17 protein-coding genes and 1 pseudogene are annotated in these 22,378 nt (G+C 40.6%); 6 read left to right on the plus strand and 12 right to left on the minus strand.

The features are described from left to right. Positions 1–307 precede the first annotated feature (307 nt). The 3 genes from HDC90_RS14025 to HDC90_RS14035 are packed head-to-tail and all read left to right on the plus strand — an operon-like array spanning position 308 to position 2,905. Positions 308–1,333 carry an SDR family NAD(P)-dependent oxidoreductase gene (locus HDC90_RS14025; protein WP_184467358.1) on the plus strand — a complete coding sequence of 342 codons (1,026 nt, stop codon included), beginning with the start codon at positions 308–310 and terminating at the stop codon, positions 1,331–1,333. Further along, positions 1,330–2,058, plus strand: a complete 729-nt coding sequence (locus tag HDC90_RS14030) for an SDR family oxidoreductase (protein ID WP_184467360.1) — start codon at positions 1,330–1,332, stop codon at positions 2,056–2,058. The genes HDC90_RS14025 and HDC90_RS14030 overlap by 4 nt, the downstream gene beginning before the upstream one ends. A 34-nt stretch (positions 2,059–2,092) precedes the next feature. Beyond that, positions 2,093–2,905, plus strand: coding sequence for an AraC family transcriptional regulator (locus HDC90_RS14035; RefSeq protein WP_184467362.1), 813 nt, complete (start codon positions 2,093–2,095; stop codon positions 2,903–2,905). A 191-nt stretch (positions 2,906–3,096) separates the two neighbouring features. Here HDC90_RS14035 and HDC90_RS14040 read toward each other — a convergent pair whose 3' ends face one another. From HDC90_RS14040 to HDC90_RS14065, 6 genes are all read right to left on the minus strand, one after another. Further along, complete coding sequence (locus HDC90_RS14040) at positions 3,097–3,996, minus strand: glycerophosphodiester phosphodiesterase family protein (protein WP_184467364.1); 900 nt, start codon at positions 3,994–3,996, stop codon at positions 3,097–3,099. 25 nt (positions 3,997–4,021) lie between these two features. Then, positions 4,022–5,431 (minus strand): RagB/SusD family nutrient uptake outer membrane protein, encoded by a 1,410-nt coding sequence (locus HDC90_RS14045; RefSeq protein ID WP_184467366.1) that lies wholly within the window; start codon positions 5,429–5,431, stop codon positions 4,022–4,024. Between the two features lie 66 nt (positions 5,432–5,497). Then, a complete protein-coding gene (locus tag HDC90_RS14050; RefSeq protein WP_184467368.1) occupies positions 5,498–8,680 on the minus strand; it encodes a TonB-dependent receptor in 3,183 nt (1,060 codons plus the stop codon). 80 nt (positions 8,681–8,760) lie between these two features. Next, positions 8,761–9,831, minus strand: coding sequence for a FecR family protein (locus tag HDC90_RS14055; protein ID WP_184467370.1), 1,071 nt, complete (start codon positions 9,829–9,831; stop codon positions 8,761–8,763). A 79-nt stretch (positions 9,832–9,910) separates the two neighbouring features. Beyond that, the gene (locus tag HDC90_RS14060; protein ID WP_184467371.1) at positions 9,911–10,498 is read right to left on the minus strand and encodes a sigma-70 family RNA polymerase sigma factor; all 588 of its coding nucleotides are present in this window, start codon (positions 10,496–10,498) and stop codon (positions 9,911–9,913) included. 231 nt (positions 10,499–10,729) lie between these two features. Next, positions 10,730–11,179 carry an Lrp/AsnC family transcriptional regulator gene (locus tag HDC90_RS14065; RefSeq protein WP_184467373.1) on the minus strand — a complete coding sequence of 150 codons (450 nt, stop codon included), beginning with the start codon at positions 11,177–11,179 and terminating at the stop codon, positions 10,730–10,732. Positions 11,180–11,287: 108 nt separating this feature from the next. Here HDC90_RS14065 and HDC90_RS14070 point away from each other — a divergent pair, with 108 nt between their 5' ends. Beyond that, on the plus strand, positions 11,288–12,169 hold the full coding sequence (locus HDC90_RS14070) for an alpha/beta fold hydrolase (protein ID WP_184467375.1): 882 nt from the start codon (positions 11,288–11,290) through the stop codon (positions 12,167–12,169). 67 nt (positions 12,170–12,236) lie between these two features. Here the strand turns inward: HDC90_RS14070 and HDC90_RS14075 are convergent, their stop codons facing one another. The 3 genes and pseudogenes from HDC90_RS14075 to HDC90_RS14085 all read right to left on the minus strand — a co-directional run. Next, a complete protein-coding gene (locus HDC90_RS14075) occupies positions 12,237–13,637 on the minus strand; it encodes an MFS transporter (protein ID WP_184467377.1) in 1,401 nt (466 codons plus the stop codon). Positions 13,638–14,202: 565 nt separating this feature from the next. Continuing rightward, the gene (locus HDC90_RS14080) at positions 14,203–14,559 is read right to left on the minus strand and encodes a helix-turn-helix domain-containing protein (protein WP_184467379.1); all 357 of its coding nucleotides are present in this window, start codon (positions 14,557–14,559) and stop codon (positions 14,203–14,205) included. 752 nt (positions 14,560–15,311) lie between these two features. Further along, positions 15,312–15,611, minus strand: a pseudogene (locus tag HDC90_RS14085) (sugar phosphate nucleotidyltransferase); the annotation flags it as partial. Positions 15,612–16,249: 638 nt separating this feature from the next. Between HDC90_RS14085 and HDC90_RS14090 the strand changes: the two are divergent. Further along, entirely contained in the window at positions 16,250–16,891 is a 642-nt protein-coding gene (locus HDC90_RS14090) for a TetR/AcrR family transcriptional regulator (protein ID WP_184467381.1), read from the plus strand. A gap of 250 nt (positions 16,892–17,141) precedes the next feature. Continuing rightward, positions 17,142–17,942, plus strand: a complete 801-nt coding sequence (locus HDC90_RS14095) for an AraC family transcriptional regulator (protein WP_184467383.1) — start codon at positions 17,142–17,144, stop codon at positions 17,940–17,942. A gap of 406 nt (positions 17,943–18,348) precedes the next feature. Here the strand turns inward: HDC90_RS14095 and HDC90_RS25625 are convergent, their stop codons facing one another. The 3 genes from HDC90_RS25625 to HDC90_RS14110 form a co-directional block, all read right to left on the minus strand. Continuing rightward, on the minus strand, positions 18,349–20,283 hold the full coding sequence (locus HDC90_RS25625) for an OmpA family protein (RefSeq protein ID WP_304622236.1): 1,935 nt from the start codon (positions 20,281–20,283) through the stop codon (positions 18,349–18,351). 19 nt (positions 20,284–20,302) lie between these two features. After that, positions 20,303–21,271, minus strand: coding sequence for a type IX secretion system membrane protein PorP/SprF (locus HDC90_RS14105; protein ID WP_184467385.1), 969 nt, complete (start codon positions 21,269–21,271; stop codon positions 20,303–20,305). Between the two features lie 21 nt (positions 21,272–21,292). After that, the coding region (locus HDC90_RS14110) for a gliding motility-associated C-terminal domain-containing protein (protein ID WP_184467387.1) at positions 21,293–22,378 on the minus strand (1,086 nt) is incomplete at its 5' end.

A 22,378-nucleotide genomic window follows, 5' to 3' on the forward strand; every position in this document is an offset into this window, starting at 1 on the left:
ATTATAGCTTATCCAAAAACAGCGTCACAATGCACTACACAACTGAAACACTGAGTTTTACCAAATCTCCTGCCAAGGGTCATCCGAGCGTTTTGTTATGCGTAATTAAAATCACTTTGCAGGTGAATTGATTGAAATAGACAGTTTTTCGAATCTTGGAAGCAGAAAGCAGTTCGGTCATCAATCATCCTAGACCTGACATGCTAAACAAAAACTGACGCTCTAAACAAAGTAAATTGACAAGCTAAACAAAATCGGCCTTTGGATAACCGCCTAAATTTGTCCTATACATTTAATTAAATTAATAATGGAAACAAACAATTATCAAGGCGCATTACAACACCCACTGGGTTCGGGTTTTAGCGCAACATCTACAGCAACAGAAGTCATCAAAGGCATTGATCTTAAAGGAAAAATTGCCATAGTAACCGGAGGCAACACCGGTATTGGTCTGGAAACTACAAAAACACTGGCGGCGGCAGGAGCAACAGTAATTGTACCAGCCAGAGATATTGATAAAGCAAAGAAAAACCTTAAAGGTATTGCAAACGTAGAAATTGAGGCAATGAATCTTGCAAAGCCTGAAACCATTAATGCATTTGCTGAAAAATTCTTGGCAACAGGCAGACCACTCCACATTTTAATCAACAATGCCGGAATCATGTGGGTGCCTTTGCAGCGGGATAGCCGCGGATTTGAATCTCAACTATCGACAAATTATTTTGGACAGTTTCAACTGGTAGCAAGACTATGGCCAGCACTTAAGAATGCTCAGGGCGCTCGCGTAGTTAATGTTTCCTCACTGGGGCATCATATGTCAGCTTTTAATTTCGATGACCCTAATTTTGAGCATAGGGAATATCAAACACTGCTTGGATATGGCCAGTCAAAAACAGCCAGCAACCTGTTCGCCCTGGAATTGGATAACCGGGCAAAAGCACATCAGGTAAGGGCCTACTCGCTACACCCAGGATCAATTGCCGGAACAGAACTGGCCAGAGATGCTGATATGGAATTATTTAAACAGATGGGCTTTTTTGATGAAAACGGAAACATACGCCCAGAAATATTGGCCAGCCTGAAAACTATTCAGCAGGGCGCTGCAACATCGGTATGGGTAGCTACGAGCCCATTGCTTAATCACATTGGCGGTGTTTACTGTGAAGATGCTGATATCGCTGAATTGTTATCAGACGATGCTTCCATTCAAACCAGCGCTAAATCGCATCAAAGTGGTGTAATGGACTATTCGTTGAATGAAAGTAGCGCCAAAAGGCTCTGGGAATTAACAGAAAAAATGACGGGCATTGAATTTAAATTAACCAAATCATGAAAAACTTAACAAGAAAAGTTGCCCTAATTACAGGTGGCAACAGTGGTATTGGTTATGCCGCAGCCAAACAGTTAAAAGAAAACGGTGCACAGGTGATCATTAGTGGAAGAAGAAAAGATGCAGTAGAAAAGGCGGCATCAGACCTTGGTGTAACCGGCTTTATTGCAGATCAATCAAGTTTAACAGATATCGAAGCGCTGGCCACGGCAGTTGCCGGAAAATTCAGCAAGATCGATATCTTGGTGGTAAATGCAGGTGTCACCAAATTTTCGCTGATTGAGCACATGCCAGAAGCTATTTTCGACGAGGTAATGAACGTTAATTTCAAGGGCGCGTATTTTACCTTAAGCAAGTTTATCCCAATTTTAAACGAAAATGCATCTGTAATCTTGCTTTCCTCCACCTCTGCGCATATATCCCCTGCCCAAGCCTCTGTTTATGCAGCAAGTAAAGCAGCTTTAAATGCAGTCATGAAAATTGCAGCGTTAGAACTTTCTGGCCGTAAGATCAGGGTAAATGCGGTTAGTCCAGACCCGGTAGCAACCGAGATCATGAATAAGATTGAGTTAACCCAGTCTATGGAAGACCATATGATGGGCACTATCCCCCTAGCCAGGTTTGGGAAGGCAGAAGAAGTGGCCAAACTGATAGCCTTTCTTGCGAATGATGAAGCCTCCTTCATTACCGGTTCGGAGTATCTGATCGATGGCGGCCAGTGCATATGATGGAAATAGCACAAAAACCAATAACTTTATCACAATGGAACATATATCCAAATACCTCACCAAGGAAATCAAACTTTCCAGCTATGAAGATAAGCTGTTTAAATCCGAACTGATGTTTGATGACCATATGCTGGTATGGTTCATTTCAGGGGAAACCAAAATCATTCAGGCAGAGTCTACTTTCATTTTTAAAACGGGCGATATTTTCCTGATCCCAAGAAACGAACTGGCCACGATTATTAACTATCCTAAAAATGGCCTGCCGCATAAAACTGTGGTGATGCATCTGTCGACCGAGCGACTGAAAAAGTTCTATGAAAAAACCGAGTATAAAAAGAATATACAGCCGCAGCAGAAAATTTATCGTTTTAACAACCATCCGCTACTGGAAAGCTGCCTGAATTCACTAATTCCTTATTTTGATATGGAGGATGAATTTCCAGAAAGTCTGGCTACCCTTAAAATTGAAGAGGCCATTAATATTCTGCGATTGATTGATCCCAACACAGACGGTGTCCTGGCCAATTTTGATATCCCAGGTAAGATCGACCTGATCGATTTTATGCAGCGCAATTTTATGTTCAATATGCCTTTAGAGAAACTAGGTTACCTAACTGGCCGAAGTTTATCAACATTCAACAGGGATTTTAAAAAGCTGTTTGATACTACTCCTCAAAAATGGCTAACAGATAAAAGGTTGGAATTGGCCTACTATCATTTGGCCGAGAAAAAGAAAAAACCGACTGAGATTTACCTCGAAGTCGGTTTTGAAGACCTTTCCCATTTTTCATATATATTTAAAAAGAAATACGGCGTCTCTCCGAATCAAATTTCACTCAATAGGTAAAAACAAATGGTATTCTCAATTCAAACCCTAAACTCGTTTTAGGCTTCTTTGTGCGAGATGGATCTCTCCATTCCACTACATTCCAGTCAATATGACGGCACTTCTTATCGAACGCTAAAGATGAACAAGAGACAGAAATTCTGCCTCTTGTTGTACAATAGGGTAATGCAATAACCATTAAACCAGATAAACTAATGATAAAGTTTTTTTGCTTTTAAATATTCAATAAGTTCTTTTGGCCGGTCGGTCTGGATCAGGTTAGCCTTATGGTTAATCAGCCAGCCCCAGCTTTCGTCTTTTTTATTTTCTTCAACCGCCAGGTCATCATCGTGTCCACCGTTCTGTTCAGGCCATAAACTATTGATCCATAAGCCATAATTCGTCCTCAGGCTGGCAATATTTTTTAACACCGATAAGGTATCGGTATTAAAGTTAGCCTGGATAATGGTTTTTTGATGAGGTTTATAACTTGTAATAATTGCTGAAGCATCGGCTCTTTTCATATCCACTACTGGCATGATGGTAATGTCTTCCTCAATTCTACCTACCTCCTGTTCTATCTGGGATAATGGCGTACTTCCCTTTACATTCACAATGGCCTGGCCAATCATTCCCTGTTCACGCAGTTCCTTAATTACCTGAGGATAATAATCATATCCCTTATCTACATCAATAATAATCTTATCTTTAGCAATGGCCAGTATCTCTATAAAGGTGGGTACACGGTGTTTAGTCGGGTGTCCTGAACCTGAACGTAAGAAAAAGGTTTTTATCTCGGCCAGGGTATAATCGGACACATTACCTTTTCCTGTTGTGGTCCTTTCAATGGTTTGATCGTGCATGATCACCAGATGTCCATCTTTTGTTTTCTTCAGATCCAGCTCCATAATGTCTACACCCATAGCAATACAGTTTTTAAGGGCCTGAATTGAATTTTCAGGCGTATTACGCCAATCGCCGCGATGGGCGGTAACCAATACCTTTTGGCTTTTAGGATTAAATACTTCTTTTAAGTTAGCTTTTGGTACTAATTGCGCAAAGCTGTTAAAAGCAATAAATGCTATGGAGAACTGCAGAATAACTCTTTTCATTTCTTTATTTAAAATTGATGGGTAATTATGGATTTTGTTTAATTGCTGGATCTGTATCAATCTGGTCTTGCGGAATGGGTTGCAGCAGATCGCGGTCTGTTATTCTGGTAGTAAGGTTTTGCGAAGCGAACCAGGCATTCATTACTGAAATGGCAGTACCTGTTCTAAGCAGATCAAACCAACGATGGCCTTCCCCTATCAGCTCCAATCTTCTCTCCAGCGTAATGGCATCCCTAACGTCCACCTGACCTTGCTGTGTGGCATCTGCCAGGCCAGCCCTCCTTCGTACCAAATTCAGGTAAGTTTTTGCCGTCTCAGCATTTCCCAGTTCATTTTCATCTTCAGCTAACATCAACAATACATCCGCATAACGCAATACCACAAAATTACTGCCTCCATCTGCCGGTGTTGTTGCAGCAGCTTTTAGTTTGGTAGAGAAAGGGGTTCCGGCACTGGTTATACCCACATAAGCCGTTTTGCGTTTATCTGAAGCACTGTACAATTGATAGAAACTTTTGGTTGGCAGGTTATGGCCTTTTGCGCCACTGATGGTACCCGATGGGCTGAACTGCTGATAAGCTGAACTGCCTTCGCTATTTCCATTTATACCAGATGCAAACTGCACTGCAAAAATAATTTCATTGTTGTTTTTGTTGTTCAGTGCAAAAATATCTGCAGGTTCGGCCAATAACGTATGTTTCGCGGAGGCAACAACATCAGTAAGTACGGCTTTACTTTCTGCAAATTTGCCCAGGGTTAAGTATACTTTTCCCATTAAAGATTGAGCAGCTGTTTTAACAGCCTTTCCAGGCGTAGTAGTACTTGCAGGCAATTCTTGTATGGCATTGGTCAGATCTGAAATGATCTGCGCATACACCAGGTTTTTACTTGTACGCCCCTGCCCGAAAAACGCGTTAGGATTAGTGGTTTCGTTGGTCACTAAGGGCACATCGCCAAACACACGGACCATATTAAAGTAAAGCAGGGCACGAACAAAATGCATTTCACCTTTTCTGGCCTGCTTTATGGCTGCACTGGCATAAGAAATACCATCTATCCTGTTCAGCACGGTATTGGCACGCTGAATGCCCTGATAGGAATTCTTCCATAAATCTGAAAGCATACCATTGGAGGCAACGGTGGTAAACTGATCGAGTTGGCCGTACATCCCACCATCGTTTGCAGGTACCTCATCGAATGTATTATCTGAAGGAATTTCACCTATGGCAGGTAGGTAAAGGCCATATAAGCCATTTAATTGTAAGGTGCCGTAAACCGCATTTACATACTCTTCAACTTCGGTTTCTGTAGTGAGAAAATTAGCCAGCGATTTAGCTGTAATGGGCTGTTGATCGAGTTCTTTTGTACAGGAAATTATCCCTAAAAGACAGAAAAGTCCTCCTGTAATAAGTGTTTTATTGATTATTTTTTTCATCAGTATATTATGGTTTTTAAGCGCAAGCTTAATAATGGTTTCATTTAATTAATATTTTACGTGACATTAAAAGGTTAAGTTGAAACCTGCTACAAAAGATCTGGCCACCGGATAGTTGGAATAAGAATAGCCTGAGGTAAGTACATTATCGCTGGTAGCATCAGGATTGAAGCCGCGGAAATTGGTCACAGTGAACAGGTTATTCCCAGTTACGTACACACTTGCCCTGGATACTTTTAGTTTAGACAGTAATTTTGAAGACAGGTTATAAGTAAGCTGAACATTACGCAGACGGATATAATCGGCCTTTTGGAAGAAAACACTCGAGGCATTGGTATTCAACCTGTTGGCCGAGTAGTTGGTGTTAGGTTGTGCCAGAAAACCATTTGGGTTGTTAACAGGATGGTACCTATTCTCGTAATAATAAGTATCGGCCATCGAAAAACCTTCTCCGGATTCCATATTAACTAATCCATTATCATAAATTTTCCTTCCCCATATTCCGTTGATGGAGAAACTCAGTTCAAAGCTTTTATAAGCCAAACTACTGTTAAAACCATAGGTGATTTTTGGGGCGTAAGTACCAAAGCCCATCCGGTCGTCGGGCGTTATTTTTCCATCACCATTTACGTCCTGCACAATATAATCGCCAAGCAGGGTTCCGGCAACATGGGGGCTATTGTCTATTTCACTTTGTTTTTTATACACGCCGGTTACATTATAACCATAAAGCTCGGCAATGGGGCCACCAACTTTAGTTCTGAATGCGCTATTGGTACCTGTAACAATCTGGTTCTGCCCTGGCCCAAGCTCCAATACCTTATTTCTATTGGTGGCAATGTTTGCACCGAAATTCCAGCTTAAAGAACCGAGTTTAATATTTGTACCAGAGAGCTCGAGCTCCAGGCCTTTGTTACTGGCCCTGCCCACATTTTGCAGTGCACTATCATAACCTGATTGCGAGGGTACAGGAACCTGCAATAAAAGATCTGAAGTTACCATCGAATAATAATTGGCAGAAAGATTCAAGACCTTAAAAAGCCCTAAGTCCATTCCAAAATTATAAGATGTTTTGGTTTCCCAGGAAAGTGTACTGTTTGCCGGGTTAACGGCAGCAAAGCCAGGCAGAAGTGTAGATCCACTTACATAATTTATTGGATTTGCAAGGGCATAAGAGCTGTAGTTCCCAATCTGATTATTTCCTGCCTTTCCGTAAGTAACCCTAAACTTTAATAAATCAATCCAGTTCGCCTTTGGAAAAAAATCTTCCCTACTCGCTATCCATCCGCCGGTTACCGATGGAAAATTACCCCATTTGGCATCATGGCCAAACCTTGAAGAACCATCTCTTCTAATGGCAGCAGAAAACAGGTATTTGTTTGCATAAGCATACTGTAATCTGGCCAGGTAAGAAAGCTGTGTCCAGATGTACCTTTGCGGAACCACAGAAAATGAAGATGCTCCAGCAATATTATCTATATTATTATCAGGAATTCCAGTACCCGAAACCACTGTACTGTTACCAGACTCTTTCTGGAAAGTGGTTCCGGCCATAACATTGATATCGTGTTTTCCAAAGGCCTTCTCAAAAGTGAGGGTATTCTCCCAGAGGTAGTTGATCACTGTGCCCTTTGTTTCACTCGCCCGGGCAGGTTTTGGAGCTGCAGTACGGTATTCACCCACGTCAGACGGGGTAAAGAAATCGATAAAATTATTGCTGTAATCTCCACCTAAAAGCGATTTAAAGGTAAGCCCTGCAATTGGTTTAAAATTAAGGTAGGCGTTACCAAAGGTACGGAAGAGGTTTCTATTGTATTTCGTTTTTTCCATTATGGCGACAGGATTTTCACCAAGGGCGCCGTCTTCCGGTGTATTCGCTGTAATCTGCTGGCTTATAGCTAAAGAACCATCATTGTTTCTAGCAGGAAAAAAAGGATACATAATCAGTGCAGCACCAATGGCATCGCTGCTCCTGCTGGCATCATTCTGGAAAAAATTCTGACGGTTATAGCTTGGATTAATGCTCAGACCCACATCAAATGATTTAGAGAGTCTGGAATCGAACTTAAACGACATGCTGTAACGCTTCAGTCCGGTTTCTACCACAATCCCGTCCTGATCAAAATAATTGCCTGAGAAATAGTATTTAGATTTATCGTTTCCTCCTGAAACGGCAACATTGTAACTGCTGATGGGGGCCGTGCGGAAAATTTCATCCAACCAGTCGGTATTGGTTAAACCTGGCTGGTTATTTAAATAGGGTTGAATATAGTTTAACCTTAAATCTCTTTTATTTGCCCCTTTAGCAACCCTTGTGGCATAATCATCGGTAATACTTCTGTTTGTTGGGTTTCTGGATACGTATCCCCAGTCACGTGCTTCGGTATTCAGCTGAGCAAACTGATAACCATCTACAAGATCAACTTTATCTGCACGTACCTGCGCACCAGTATAGAAGTCGAAAGAAACCATATTTTTATCTGAACGGCCATTTTTAGTGGTAATCAAAATGACCCCATTGGCGGCCCTAGAACCATAAATAGCTGCTGATGCCGGATCTTTTAGGATATCAATGGTTTCTATATCCTGGGGATTCACTGTATTGAGCGAGCTTCCTTCAGAAAGCGGAAAACCATCTACAACCACCAAAGGACTCACCCCCGCGGTAAGCGTACCGATACCGCGTATTACGATCTGTGGATCGGTGCCTGGCTGTGCCGAAGCATCATTAATTACAACACCAGCTGCTTTACCGGCAAGTTGTTGGGCAAAGTTGCTGCCAGCATATTTGTTCAGTTCTTCTGATTTTACCTGCGAAATAGCGCCGGTAATCTTGGTTTTCCGCTGGCTGCCATAACCTACCACCACCACATCGTTCAGGCCTGAAGAACTGGTTTCCATACGGATAAGGATAGAGTTATTGGTACCCGGATTGATTAGAAAAGCTGCTGAGGTCTTCTTTTCGTAACCGACATAATTAAAAGAAAAATCGTACCTGTTTCCAATTTTAACATTGTTAAAAACAAATATTCCTTTTATGTCGGTAACGGTACTTTCCTGTTTTTTAGTTGTCTGATCTACCATCATTACAGATACTCCGGGAAGCGTAGCACCTTTTTCATCAACTACGGTTCCTTTTACGGAAGTATTCTGCTGCGCATAAACAGCGTGAGTAATCATGGTCAGTAGCACAAATGCCGCAAAACATTTGAATTTTCTGATTGTCTTTTTAAGTTTGTTTGTTTGCATGATATGATTAAAAATTAAGCAATAGCGTCCCTTTATCCCATTTCGGGGACATTCATTTTGGTTAAAACCAAGGTTTAAAATTATTTTTGTTTGCTAATGGTAATGCTTTTAGCGGTAAGTTTAAAAGTTAACCCGTTCATGTTACAGATAACAGGCAGTATAGTGTTCAATTTTTCGGCAGCCCCAACGCTACCGGTAAAGTATAATTTCTGTAGCTCGGCTTGTTCAACGCTCTCATAAACAAAATCAATCTCATAGCGTTTAGATAAGCTGCTAAAAACCTCATTCAAAGGCGTTTCATTAAAAAGAAGCGCATCCTCAGTGGCTATGCTTAATGCAGGTTTCGGCTTAACTGCATTATTCAAATCTTTAAAATTAATTAGGCTATGCACCTTCAGTTTGGTATTAATCGATAACTGCTCTCCAGGAATTAAATAGACATCGCTCATTTTCATCCTGCTTTCAGCCCCAGCTTTAACCACTACCTTTCCTTCTATCAGCTTTACCGTAAGCCGATCCTTTTTATTGGTGTTAATGGTAAATTCGGTACCTAGTGCAGTTGTGGTAAAACCATTGGCACTTACAATGAAAGGGTGGTGCTTATCTTTAGCAACTTTGAAAGTAGCTTCACCTTTCATACTGATATTTCTACTTTTGCTATCGAAGGGTTCATAATAACTCAATGAGCTTTGGGGCTGAAGGGTAACCTGCGAACCATCAGAAAGATTTATAATTATGGCACTTTTGCCAGAATTGTATGGCTGCCTGAGTATTTCTTTTTTTATCTGCACATGGTTATCGGCCAATTCTTTTTGCTGTGGGGCATCATTACGGTTAAAATATAACACACTAATTAAAGCAACAATCAATAAAGCAGCAACCATTTTTATCCAATGGTAGAGCGAAAATATTTTTGTACCGGGCTTTACCTCATGATCATCCATGCGGGCATGGAGCCGGGCTAAAATATGCTCGAACCGCTTTTCCGTAATTTCTTTCTCACACGCTGATACCTCTTGGTCATAGTCAGTTTTTAAGTCAGATTTTAACCCAGCTGAATCTTTTCTTAAAGATTCCAGGAGTTTATGCTGCTCTTCTAAACTGATCTCGTTAGACCATAGTTTATCTATGAGTTGCTTTATTTCGTTCATCTGCTAGTAAATACGCTGAAGGGGGGAAATTGGGGGTGACCAATAACGTTATTAAAACATTAAGTTATCGTTAAGAAAACTATAGGTTGACCAACATCATCAAGACAGATACACTGATTATTCCAGCAGTTGGATTTCTGGATAGAATATAATCCTTGATGAAGTATTTGGATTGTTTGAGGTAGTCTTTTACCGATTCGGTAGATAATCCAAGGAGCTGGGCAGTTTCTTTTTGCGATTTCCCTTCAAATCTGCAGAGCCTGAATACTTTTTGTTTTTGGGGCGAAAGTGCATTTATAGCTTCTTCAAGCATATTGAGCTCTGCCTCGATCAGGTATTGATCGGGGAATATTTCTTCGGCAACAGTATGAAAAGGATCATAACTATCTACATAACAGATATTTTGTTTTATTTTCTTCCTAAGGTAAGATATTGATCTGTTGTAACTTACTACAAACAACCATGCCGATACCGGTTGTTCAGGATCTAGCCTGGTCTTATTTTCCCACAGTGAAAAAAATACATCCTGAAGAATATCCTCGGCGATAGACGTATCCTTGATCAGCTTAAAAATATTGGCATATACAGCCTTATGGTACTCCTTGTAGATCTGATCGAAAACATCCTTATTATGTAACGGATCGTTTTGAAATTGATGCTTCACCATGAAGAATTAGATTGACCAAAAATATTTATGCAAAAATATGGCATCCATGTTAACTATATATTAAGCTTTCTAGCAGCGGTGCTTTGTAACACAAGATCTCCTCTCTCCTCCAACGGGTTCAGGATATTTAGCTGTAGCTATTGAGGACTAAAAAGGTTTGGAAAGGTAAGCGTCTTTACTCCATAATCAGGCGTCGACTACTCCTAAAAATTGAAATATGATGTTACAAACCTATTTTTTGGTTGGTAAATTAATTGATTTATACTCAATCGGGGTTGATAAAACAGAAAACGTAGTGGTTGCCCCAAGTTTCCCAAACCAGTCTAACACAGTATTCAGCGCTTCTGTAGATTTGAGGGTCATACTAACAAAAAAACAATATTCTCCAGTGGTATGAACGATGTTGGTTATTCCTTCAATTTTTTCAGCTTCCTTTAAAAAAACGTTCACCTGAACAGGCGGTAATTTTACTGCAATCAGCACTTTTTGGAAATAGTTCAGTTTTGAAAAATCAATGCTTGTAAAAAATCCTTTTATTATTCCTTCTTCCTGCATCCGCTTTATTCTTTCTGCCACTGCCGGAGCCGAAAGACCAACCCTCCTACCAATTTCTGCATTGCTCATTCTTGCATCAAGTTGCAATTCATTTAGTATTGCATGGTGTAATTCGTCTGCCTGCATATTTAAAAATTTAAAACCTTCGATTCAAAAGTTTAGTGAAGTTATTCCTTAGAAAGTAAAGCAAATTTAGACAATTGATCTGCGACCTTTGTAATAAATAAATCGGCAATGACAGAAAAAGATTCGAATAATTTAGAAGTAAGGCACGGAATAGCAGTGATTGATAATACGTTGCGTATCCATTATGTTGAAGCAGGAAACGGCGAAAATGTAATTGTTCTCATCCACGGTTTTCCGCAAACCTGGTGGGAATGGCGTTTCATTATCCCCAAATTGGCAGCAGCCGGCTTTAGGGTAATAGCAGTTGACTATCGCGGTGCAGGCGATTCATGGCGGCCTGCTTCTGGTTATGATAAACGGACAATGGCCAGCGATATTCATTATCTTTTAAAAGAACATCTTAAAATAGAAGGCCCAGCTATCCTGGTGGGGCACGACATTGGATTGATGATTGCTTACGCTTATGCACAGGAATACAGGGAACATACATCGCACCTCGTAGTTATAGATGCGCCCTTGCCAGGCACAAAGGCTTTTGATGCGATACGAACAGATCACAGGGTATGGCACTTCGCGTTTCACAATGTACGCGATTTGCCGGAAATGCTAATCTCAGGGCGTGAAAAGCAATACCTACAATCTTTTTTCAATTACAGGATATATAATACCGGCGCTATTAATGATAACGACATCAATATATTTACCGCTGCCTACGCCGCACCAGGGGCCATCAGAGCAGGATTGGAAGTATACAGAGCCTTTGATCAGGATGTTATAGACAACCGCACATGTTTGGCTAAAAATGGAAAACTTTCGATACCTGTATTGGCAGTTGGCGGTGCAATAAGTACAAGTGGCGCACTAATGGAGGGAATGATGAACGAGGTAGCAACAAATGTTACCGCTGTCCGCATTCCCAATACGGCACATTGGGTAGTGGAAGAAAACCCTGAAATGTTTCTTTCTGAATTTTTAGAATTCCTTAAATAACACCAATTAACCTATATTATAAAGTTAACCTTAAAAGAGAAAATCGGGCTAAATGATCTTACTGCAATTATTTTAAATTCTCACCATCCTTAAAATGTAACCTTCTAAATACAAGACCAGATAATATGGTCAAAATACCCACTACAAGAAAGGTGTACCTAAATGCATTATGGATATCATCATGTATGAGCTTTACGTCCCCACGAAATAACTTCAGGATAATCAATCCGAAAGCAACGCCAAATCCAATTGCAAGTTGCTGATTGACGGAGATTAAAGAATTGCCACTACTGGTATGATACTCACGCAGATCAGCAATTGAAATGGTGTTCATGGCCGTAAATTGAATGGAGTTAAAAAAACCCATGATCACAATAATCGGCACGTAATAATAGATAGAAGAACTGATGGCAGGTATAGCCATCGCGCAGATCAGGCTCCCTATTATAAAAGTATTGGCCATCAATGTTGTTCTATAACCAAACCTATTTAAAATTTTTATTACCTGCGATTTTGCAATAATAGCAGTTAGTGCCATGGGTGCTATAATCCAGCCCGAGACTACTGCAGATCGACCATAGGCTATCTGAATCATCATGGGCAACAATAAAGGTATTGCACTGATGCCCAATCGAGTAGCAAGATTACCAAGTATGCCTACCCTAAATGTTCTTACCTTAAATAAGTTTAATGGGAAAATAGGATTATTGTCTGCCGCAGCATGCCGATAATAAAAATAAAGCATTAGCACACCAAGTGATAAAATAGCCAAGGCAGGCGTAGTATAAACAACATCTCCAAGGAGTTCAAGAGAAATAGAAAGTAATAATGATGCGGCGGCAAAAATTAAAAAGCCCCTTAAATCAAAATCAATCACAGCAGATCTGTAATCAGGCATGTATCCCAGGCTGAGCACAATACCCAAAACTCCCATCGGTATATTAATCAAAAATATCCAGTGCCAGGATAGGTAATCTACCATATACCCTCCAACAAGCGGACCTAAAACAGGTCCGATAAGTGCAGGTATAATCGCAAAATTCATTGCTTTCAATAAGTCTTTCTTTGGAAAGCTCTTAACCAACGCCAATTTTCCAACTGGTGTCATCAGACTTCCACCCACGCCTTGTATTATTCTTGAAATTACCAGTTGAGTTAGGTTTCCAGAGAGCGAACAAAAAAGTGATCCCACACTGAAAAGTACTAAGGCTAGAATAAACACTTTCTTTGTGCCAAATTTATCGGATAGGAAACCACTCACTGGCATAAAAACAGCAAGTGTTAATACATAACCAATAATGGCATTTTGCATATTCAATGGAGATTGATGGAGGTCCTTTGCAATGGCAGGCAGAGATGTATTCAGGATGGTCGAATCGAGCATCTGCATAAAAATAGCTGTAGCCAATATCATTGGCAATACGCGTCTTGTAGCTTCTATATTTTTTAATGGTAAATTTTGTGGCATAGCTAAATCTGGGGCTGTGCTGATGAAATATAACTAACCTTCTTCTTTTTTTTGCTTCCAAATTTATCTTTTGCACTACCTTATATTAAATGGTGTTAAATATATAAGCAATAGCACGCTGTCGAAACTTGAATTTTTATCAAAAGTAGAAACTATTCTTACGGCCTCTAATAAAGTTAGTATAATTATCATACTCTTAAAGGTTGATATGGCAGATAAAAAAAGTCTAAAACATGCCTACCATTCCTGCTTTCTGAATGTCTCGAATAAGCAGGAAGATTATAGAAAGCAAATATTGATGAAACTTTTACAATCCTCTTACAACCTATTCTTATCAAAATCCGAAACGATTAACCAAGAGTTCTTATCATGTAAAAGCTGACATAACCCTATAAAACAGTCGATTAACGTTTACACCGCCATGGTAGCTATACAGAGCCGAATCTAAATCGGCCTCTACCGTCATTAACCAACGATTTAAAAATCACCTAAAAAAGAAAAAATCGCTTTAAGGGAACAATCACGGATAGAAAGGGAATTACTTCCGATTTCTAGCTCAATAATTTCATTTCTCCAATATCTTTTTTCTGTGATTGGCTCCCCAGTTATGTAATTCCTCAATGACTTTTTCTAAAGTAAAAACATAATCCGTTGCAGTGTATTCTACTAAGACAGGCGATTCGTCATAGACCCTACGTTTAATAAGCTGGTGTTCTTCTAGGTCTTTCAGTTCTTTGGCAAGCACTTTAGAGGAAATTTTTGGGATACTCCTTTCTATTTCCCTGAAACGTTTATTTCCACTCATAATAGATATGATAATGAGGATCTTCCATTTGCCGCTTATCACATCAAGGGCATCACGTACGGTCAGCATTCTTGCCAAACATTCATTTTTAGTACTCTCTGGAAACTTTTCTGCCATGTCGCTTACTTTAAGGCAACTGCTTACATTTAGGTAACTGCTTACAAAATGTAAGCAAATGTACGTAGTTTTGTATCATTAAAAAATATCAAACAGAAATTTTCACTAATTAATCTTTTAAAAATGACAAAACAGATTGACTTCGCCCAGAATCCTGATAAAAAGGCAAAACGCACTTATTGGATCATCACCGGCCTCACCATGGCTCTAATCATATTGCCATCTTATTTCGCACCGAGAGAATACCTCATCCAGGCGGTTAAAAATTTACAATTCCCCGATTACTGTGTATTTCGGTGAAAGTGACCCCTCTGTTTCGGGCCAAACTGGCCACCAAATTGATTACCGGATGATGCACATCTAAGTTCCTTTCCCTCTGAACAAATATACACTTCGGATCCAAATCCATTTTCCTCAGGACTTTTCGGTTTAATCCATCTTACTGCCGGATTTATCCTCAATTCAGACCTTTCTAGCGATAAAAATCCATTCGCAGGTACTGGAACGCGTAAAAAAACGCCATCCCCCCTTCAAAACAGCGAAGTGACCATAGTCCATCCCGAATAGTAGATATGCTTCCAGGAGCCTTTATTTTATGCAGAAATTGAAAAATTATTCCCGAAAGCCAGTTGCGAAAAAAGCTGATCGAAAGATCAGAACGGCCAGTTTGCCCCGAAACAGGTGGTCACTTTAATGCGAAATGGGGTGACAGTTTAAATGCGGAACGGCTGGCCATTTTTGCCGAAATGCCCACCCTGAAACCAATCCGAATTATGCACGGTCTGTTCAGCGGCCAATATGTCGACAAAAGCTTTGCTAAAGTGACTAAAGTGATAAGTATTTTTGATGTGTTTATTTAAAGAGGCCGAATTGAACTGCGTCAGTACAAACATCCGATGGACACCAGAGTTGATGCAATTGGATATTGGAATGTCAACTAAACGGTACTTTCCTGCAATTGGCACTGCAGGTTTAGAACGGGTTTGTGTTAGCGGCGATAATCTGGAGCCCTGGCCACCGCCCAGGATAACTCCTAAAACTTTGTCGGTCATATTTTTTTATATTTGGTATTCTATAAATGGCGGTTCCAGACTAAATAATTCTGCTTTTTGACCTGATTTATTTTACTGCAATCGACCAAAATTTTCACTGCCCTACAATTGCCGTAGATAAATAAGTTCCACAAAAAAGTGATTTTTTATTCCTCTTTTCTTTCGCTTCTTTCTTACTGACGGGATACACTTACGTTCACAATAGCCTGGCAGATATATCACTTAAATTATTAAATAAAATACATTTTTTTCACCTTTTTGTGACTTTTATTTTTCACAGAAACAGAGCGCCCAAAACCGGCTGATTCACTGTCAATTAATAATAAAAAAGCATCAAGAAAACTGCAAAAAACATAGACTATCGTACTTTGCTGCTCTTTTTTTATGATGAATTAATCAAATCTCAAAATATAAACGGACAAGCAACCCTTCAGCAGTCATGATATCATCGAAGATATTTTGACCTTATCCCTTCCAGGAGCGAAATTTATATTCAGTTCCAAAAGGAGATTTCTGTTCAACAATGCCAACAACATTATAATGTCATTATTTAAGGTGAGTAAATAGCTATGGTAGGTTTTTCATCATATTTGATTTAGTAATCTAACCATACCAGATTAAAGCCGACACTGAAAACTATGCCTAGAAAAAGCTATGATGGAGCTATCCGTAATAAGGAACGAACAAAAAACAAATTGCTCGATGCCGTAGGGCAAATCATTAGAAAAGAAGGATATACTGGCCTAAAACTAAAAAAAATCGTCGATCTTGCAGGAGTTGACAGAAAAATTTTATACACTTATTTTGGCTCTATCGAGAATTTAGTTGAGACCTATATCCGTCAAAGGGATTATTACATGGGCTTTGCTGATCAAGCAAAAAAGCTAGTAAAGGAGCACGAAGGAAAAAACGGCAAAGAATTGGTGCAGAAGCTACTGGTGGAACAACTGGAACACTTTTCGATAGATGAGGATATGCAACAGATATTAATTTGGCATATCAGCGAAGGAAATCCCATATTATCAGGGATTAGTGAGGAAAGGGAAAGGATTGGCAGTATTTTCCTGCGACTTTTGGATCGCCATTTTGAGCATTCGAATGTCGATGTACGTGCCCGTTTGGCCTTGATTATTTCCGGAATCTATTTTTTAGTCCTCTATGCCAAAAAGACAAAAGGTTTATTTTGCGAAATTGACTTAAATACCAAAGATGGTATGGAACGAATTAAAAGAGCTATCCAGGACCTTATAGAAGAAACTTTTGAATTAGATCAAAATTAGAAGAGCCCACTGAATAAATAAATTAAAGATTATTAAATCTCAAATGTATCGCTGGGCGAGCTTCTTTTGGTTAGAAAAAGACTAGTGCTTGCAGCCTAACCGCCAAACGATACTGTCTTGAATAAATTGGATATATAAGATATTTTTCCTTAGTTTTAAACGAACCAGCAAATAAACCACCTGAATGGAGTGCATCTACGAAAACTTTACTTTTCCACCTGATCAGTCATTTACAGTACGTTCTGATTTCTTGGAGATAAAAAAATACACCTCCGCAAGATCACATATAAATTTTGAAATTGCGCTGATCGAAAATTGCTTTGGAAAACGTTTTATCGGGGATCATATTGAAGATTTTCAGGGACCGGAGCTTGTTTTACTTGGGAGTTACCTGCCGCATTGCTGGCAATACTATAGCGCTATTGACAATACGGTGCAGCCACACGTAACCATTGTACATTTCTTCCCGGACTTTTTGGGACAAGATTTACTACAGAAGCCTGAAGCGATTTACCTCAACCAACTTTTTGAAAATGCAGCGAAAGGCATTTCTTTTTCAGGTACTACGATTCTAAGAGCCAGGACGATTTTAAACCAAATGCTCTCTGAGTCAGGCTTGTCACGTGCATTGCTGATGCTGCAACTTTTGGATGTATTGTCCCTCTCCACCTCCTGCAAAACACTGTCCTCCCCTTCATTTAATATCATTGAAACCTCAACTGAGGCGAACAAGATCAACCAGGTATTTAATTATATTTTTAATCATTTCAAAGAGGATATTTCTTTACAGGATGTCGCGTCGCTTATCCCGATGTCTCCATCCGCTTTCTGCAGGTTTTTTAAGCTCAAAACCAACAGGACTTTGAGTGAATTTATAAAAGAAATCAGGGTCGGTCATGCGGCAAAATTATTGATGGAAGGCAACCATAATGTAACCGAAACCTGCTATAAAAGCGGTTATAATAACCTCTCCAATTTTAACAAGCACTTTAAAGAAGTAAAGGGCCTGTCTCCAAGAGCGTTTATCAAACAATATAAAATTACTGCTTGAACTACCTATTGTTAAACTGATAAAAAGGAATGACTTCAAGCCACTTCTGCCCTTGGCAGTCACATTAAAACCGTTTTTTGTCGCTTTTCCGCAGGAGGTCATTCGGCTCATCAGCTATACTTATTGTCCTCCTTTTGAAACTATTTTGTTTAGCGAATTGAATTTAAAATGCTATGATTCTTGTTATAGCAATACCAATAAATTTGCCCCCCTTTCGCCAATTTTAAATTGCCCCTACGCCAGTGGCCAGACCGATAATGGTGCGGGGCTGTTCATCATAATGTCGGGCCATATTGTCCAGCCGGAGCCTCTGTGCCTTTTCGCTGAGCATTCTAGCTTTTAAGTGTTGGCATACTTAAGCGTGTCGATCCAGCTATCGAAGGTTTAGATCTCATCTTTTCTCCATCTAGTTTATCTTTTTAATCTCAGTTCTTCTATTTGCCTGATGTTCTGCAACTGAACAGGAGACGCCATTTGAGCAGTGGTTTACCAGCCTACTTTCCCCATATCCATTCGCTTTTATCCTGCTTTCGGCTATGCCTCTGCCAATAAGGTAGGCTACGGCACTTTCAGCTCTTTTCTGCGAAAGCCATTGATTATAAGCATCCGGTCCCCTGCTATCGGTATGAGATCCCAGTTCTAGTTTGAGGGTCGGATATTTGTTTAGTAAGGCTAGCACCTTATCGAGCTGCACCGCCGCATCCGGCCTGATATTGTATTTATCGAAATCATAATAAATATTGGGCAGCACAATTGCCTGGTCAGTAAAGAAATCCAGGTAGAGGTCTTTTATGTATCTTGTTGCCGTGTCGGTTTTTACCTGTTCATTTGCTGATATATAGTCCTGTTTGGAAGCGGTTAGTTTATAATTGTTATTTTTTGCAACCTCGACCTGATAGAATCCTCTGACATCCGTTATTAACTGCTTTCTCTCCCCGTTAGGAGATTCAATTATGAGTTTTGCCCCCGGGATTGGAATTTTGGTCTGCTGATCATAGACAATACCCGCTAAAATCACATTTTCATCTTGCGCAGGAGGAATAAACAAGCTATAAATATCGTCTGCTCCATTTCCACCTTCCCGGTTGGATGAGAAGAAATAGGTATCTGGTATATTTGATAAAGAAATGGCAAAATCATCCCTTGATGTATTAACGGGATATTTAAGGTTTATTACTTTCTGCCGGTTCTTTAAATTTGAAACTTTAAAAATATCAAGGCCGCCCATTCCAATATAACCATCGCTGGCAAAATAGAAATCGCCGTTCGATGCCATGACTGGCGTCCGTTCATTCCCCGCTGTATTCAGACTAGCCATATTCTGCGCGCTACCCCAGGTATTATCTCTACTGCGAACCATAAAATACAAATCTGTACCACCTTTTCCCCCTGGCATATTGGATGTAAAATAAAGGGTATCTCCTTTTAAAAAGGGATCACTTACAGAGTAATCCCCTGCTTTGTTAACCGGCAAGGGAAGAGGTTTGCCCCAGTTGCCCAGGCTATCTCTACGGCTACTGTAGATTTCTATATTGATGGTACTGATTTTTTCATAGGGTTTGATACTTTCAGGAATGCGGGTAAGGGTGAAGAACATTTCATTACCTGTACGGTTGAATGTTGCAGTGCCTACATGGTAATCGGTCCCGGCATCAATAGGAAAAATACCCACACTACTACCTGTACTAAAATAAAGGTGGTTATAGTTATTGCCCGTCCACAGGTAAATCTTATCGCTGGGTTTAATTAATTTACCATCAAAACGCAGAAAAGGTTTATGCTTGTGAACTGAGGAGCCCTGAACTTCCGGTAAATTACGGTCCGAAGTAAATATTACCCCGCCTTTATAGGGAACTGCCCCCCAATCGGCTTCCCGTGAATTTAAGTGTTTTTGGTTCTCAATTTTGACATTAACAGGATTAGCTGTCCATGCTTCAGCCGAATCACAGGATGCAATAAGCCGCTGAACCAGCAGCTCATTCATTGTGGTGTCCCGAGTGGCCTGGTACCTTTGAAAAGCAGATTTGGCAAGACTGTATTTCCCATTCGCCTGAAGCATTAAGCCATGGGCAAGGGTGATTCTGGATGCAGCACCGGACATGCTATCGGCCTTGCTATACCATTTTTCAGCCGCTGCGTAATTGAAAGACTTCCGGTAACTTTCGGCCAGCCGATCAGCCGTGTAAGTTGCCGGTTTCCGCTTGTAGGCCTCCAGGTATAAATCAATCGCATTTGTAAAATTATAAAGCTCAAATTGTCTATCAGCTTGCTTTAGTACTGCCTGACCTTTAGCTATATAGGCCATTAAACACAAAGCCACAATTATGATATAGTTTCTCATTTCATTTAATCTAGTTATTCTAAAATACCCTTTGTGTTGCCATCCTCAGGCGTGTTTTGCGGAAGTAATAAGCCAATGAAATCTCGTGGCTTCCGCCACTATAGCCTTGTAAAGGCCCCACAGAGTAGTCATAGGCATATCCTATACGAATATTGCTTTGGGGGAAAATTTCTATCGCGGCAACAAATGAGTCGTTACGGCTCAAATTTCGCTGTAAATGCGCTTTATCCCATAACTTAATCCCCGTTCGGTAGGAACCGCCCAGCCAAATACTTTCCCCAAAAAGAATGAACGCATTCAGGTCGAGATTGGTAGGGCCTGCGAAATCCTCCTTAAAAAGAAACGAGGGTTTAAGCCTAATGCCCGTAGCCACCGTAACAAGCATTCCCGCAGTCAAATAAGCATGGATCCGGGGCTTAGCCAGGTTCCTGAATTTATCATCGTTGTACTGCGATGCAATCAGGTTATCTGCTGATAACCCGGCAAAATATTGGTCATTGGCAAAGTAAACACCAAAGCTGGCATTGGGTACAATCAGGTTTCTGGAGGCATTAAAGTTAAGTTCGGGATCATTAGTAGAGAGTTTATCTGCATCAATTCCATATTGGGACACACCTCCGCTTAAACCAAACGCAAGCCTGGAACTACCTTCCTCATTCAACCTGATCCTATAAGCATAGCTGAGGAAAACTGAGTTATTTTGCTGTGCACCAAGCCTGTCGTTTACCGCTTGCAAGGCCAGCCCTACATTGCCCTCGTTGGCAATGGCATCTACAGCAAGGCTGATTGTTTTTGGTGCACCGGTTATCCCTGTCCATTGACTCCGATAAAAGCTGTGCAGATTCAGAACTTCTTTGTAGCCGGCATAAGCCGGGTTAATATATATGCCGTTAAACAGATATTGGCTGAACTGGGCATCCTGCTGTCCAAAAACCAATTGGCTTATGGAACTGAAGAATGCAGCTATCAGAATAAATTGCTTTTTCATTACACTAGGTTTGGTTCGTTTCTAATTTGATGTCCTTAATAGGGTGATATACCCTTTATAGTTCTGCCAGTTTGATGATGCATTTTTTTTCACCTTAAGCACATAATAATAGGTACCTTCATTCAGCCTTTCCCCTGACCAGTCATTTCTATAGTTAAATTGCTTATAGACCTCATTTCCCCATCTATTTACAATAATCAGCTCATTTTCGAAAAACTGGTCCAAGCCTCTGATCTCGAAACTGTCATTACGCCCATCTCCGTTAGGGGTAAATAAATTTGGGATATGGAGAACTTCTCCATTAAAGAGTACTGCTACCGTAGGGTGATCATTATCCTGTGCCGTACCCGAAACGTCGCTCACGGCCTGTCCTCCAACCGCCACAGCGTCTACCTTAGCCGTATTGGTAACCCGGTTCGCTGTTTTATCTGCGGGGGTTGTGGTATACAGAACTGCTATTGAGCTGCTTTGTCCAGGACCGAGCGTACCTGCGATTGCCTTCCCACTGATACCGAGTTTCGCATCTGTCAGGGAAACATTGTTCAATGTGACATTACCGGTATTTGTAATCACAAAGTTATAACTAATGGTATTTCCATCCGGCGATACAGTTGCAGTTTTAACCAGTGTTATTCGCGGATCATAGGATATTTTTGTAAAGGTTGGCATATTATTATCCTGGGCCGTACCTGAGACATCGTTTACCAATGTTCCGTTTGGCGAGACGGCGTTTACCGTTGCAGTATTGGTGACCCCCTTAGCGTCACGGTCTTCCTGCGAAATAGTATAATTTATACTTATCATAGTACTCTCACCGGGCTGAAGTTTGGCTGATACAAAACGGCCAGTGGCTCCAAGTTTGGGGTCATTTAGAACGATATTCGATAAGGTCACATTGCCCGTATTGGTCACTGCAAAACTGTATGATATGGTCAGACCGTCACCAGACACAGCGGCCGTCTTCACCAGCGCGATGGCCGGGTTCCTGTTCAAAGAAGTATTGGTCGGGGTGTCGTTGTTCTGCGCCGTACCCGAAACATCGCTCACCGTACTGGCATCAGGCGCCGTTCCGGTAACCGTGGCCGTATTGCTCACCTTGCCGGCATC

The sequence above is a fragment of the Pedobacter sp. AK013 genome, from assembly GCF_014205835.1.
Taxonomy (GTDB): domain Bacteria; phylum Bacteroidota; class Bacteroidia; order Sphingobacteriales; family Sphingobacteriaceae; genus Pedobacter.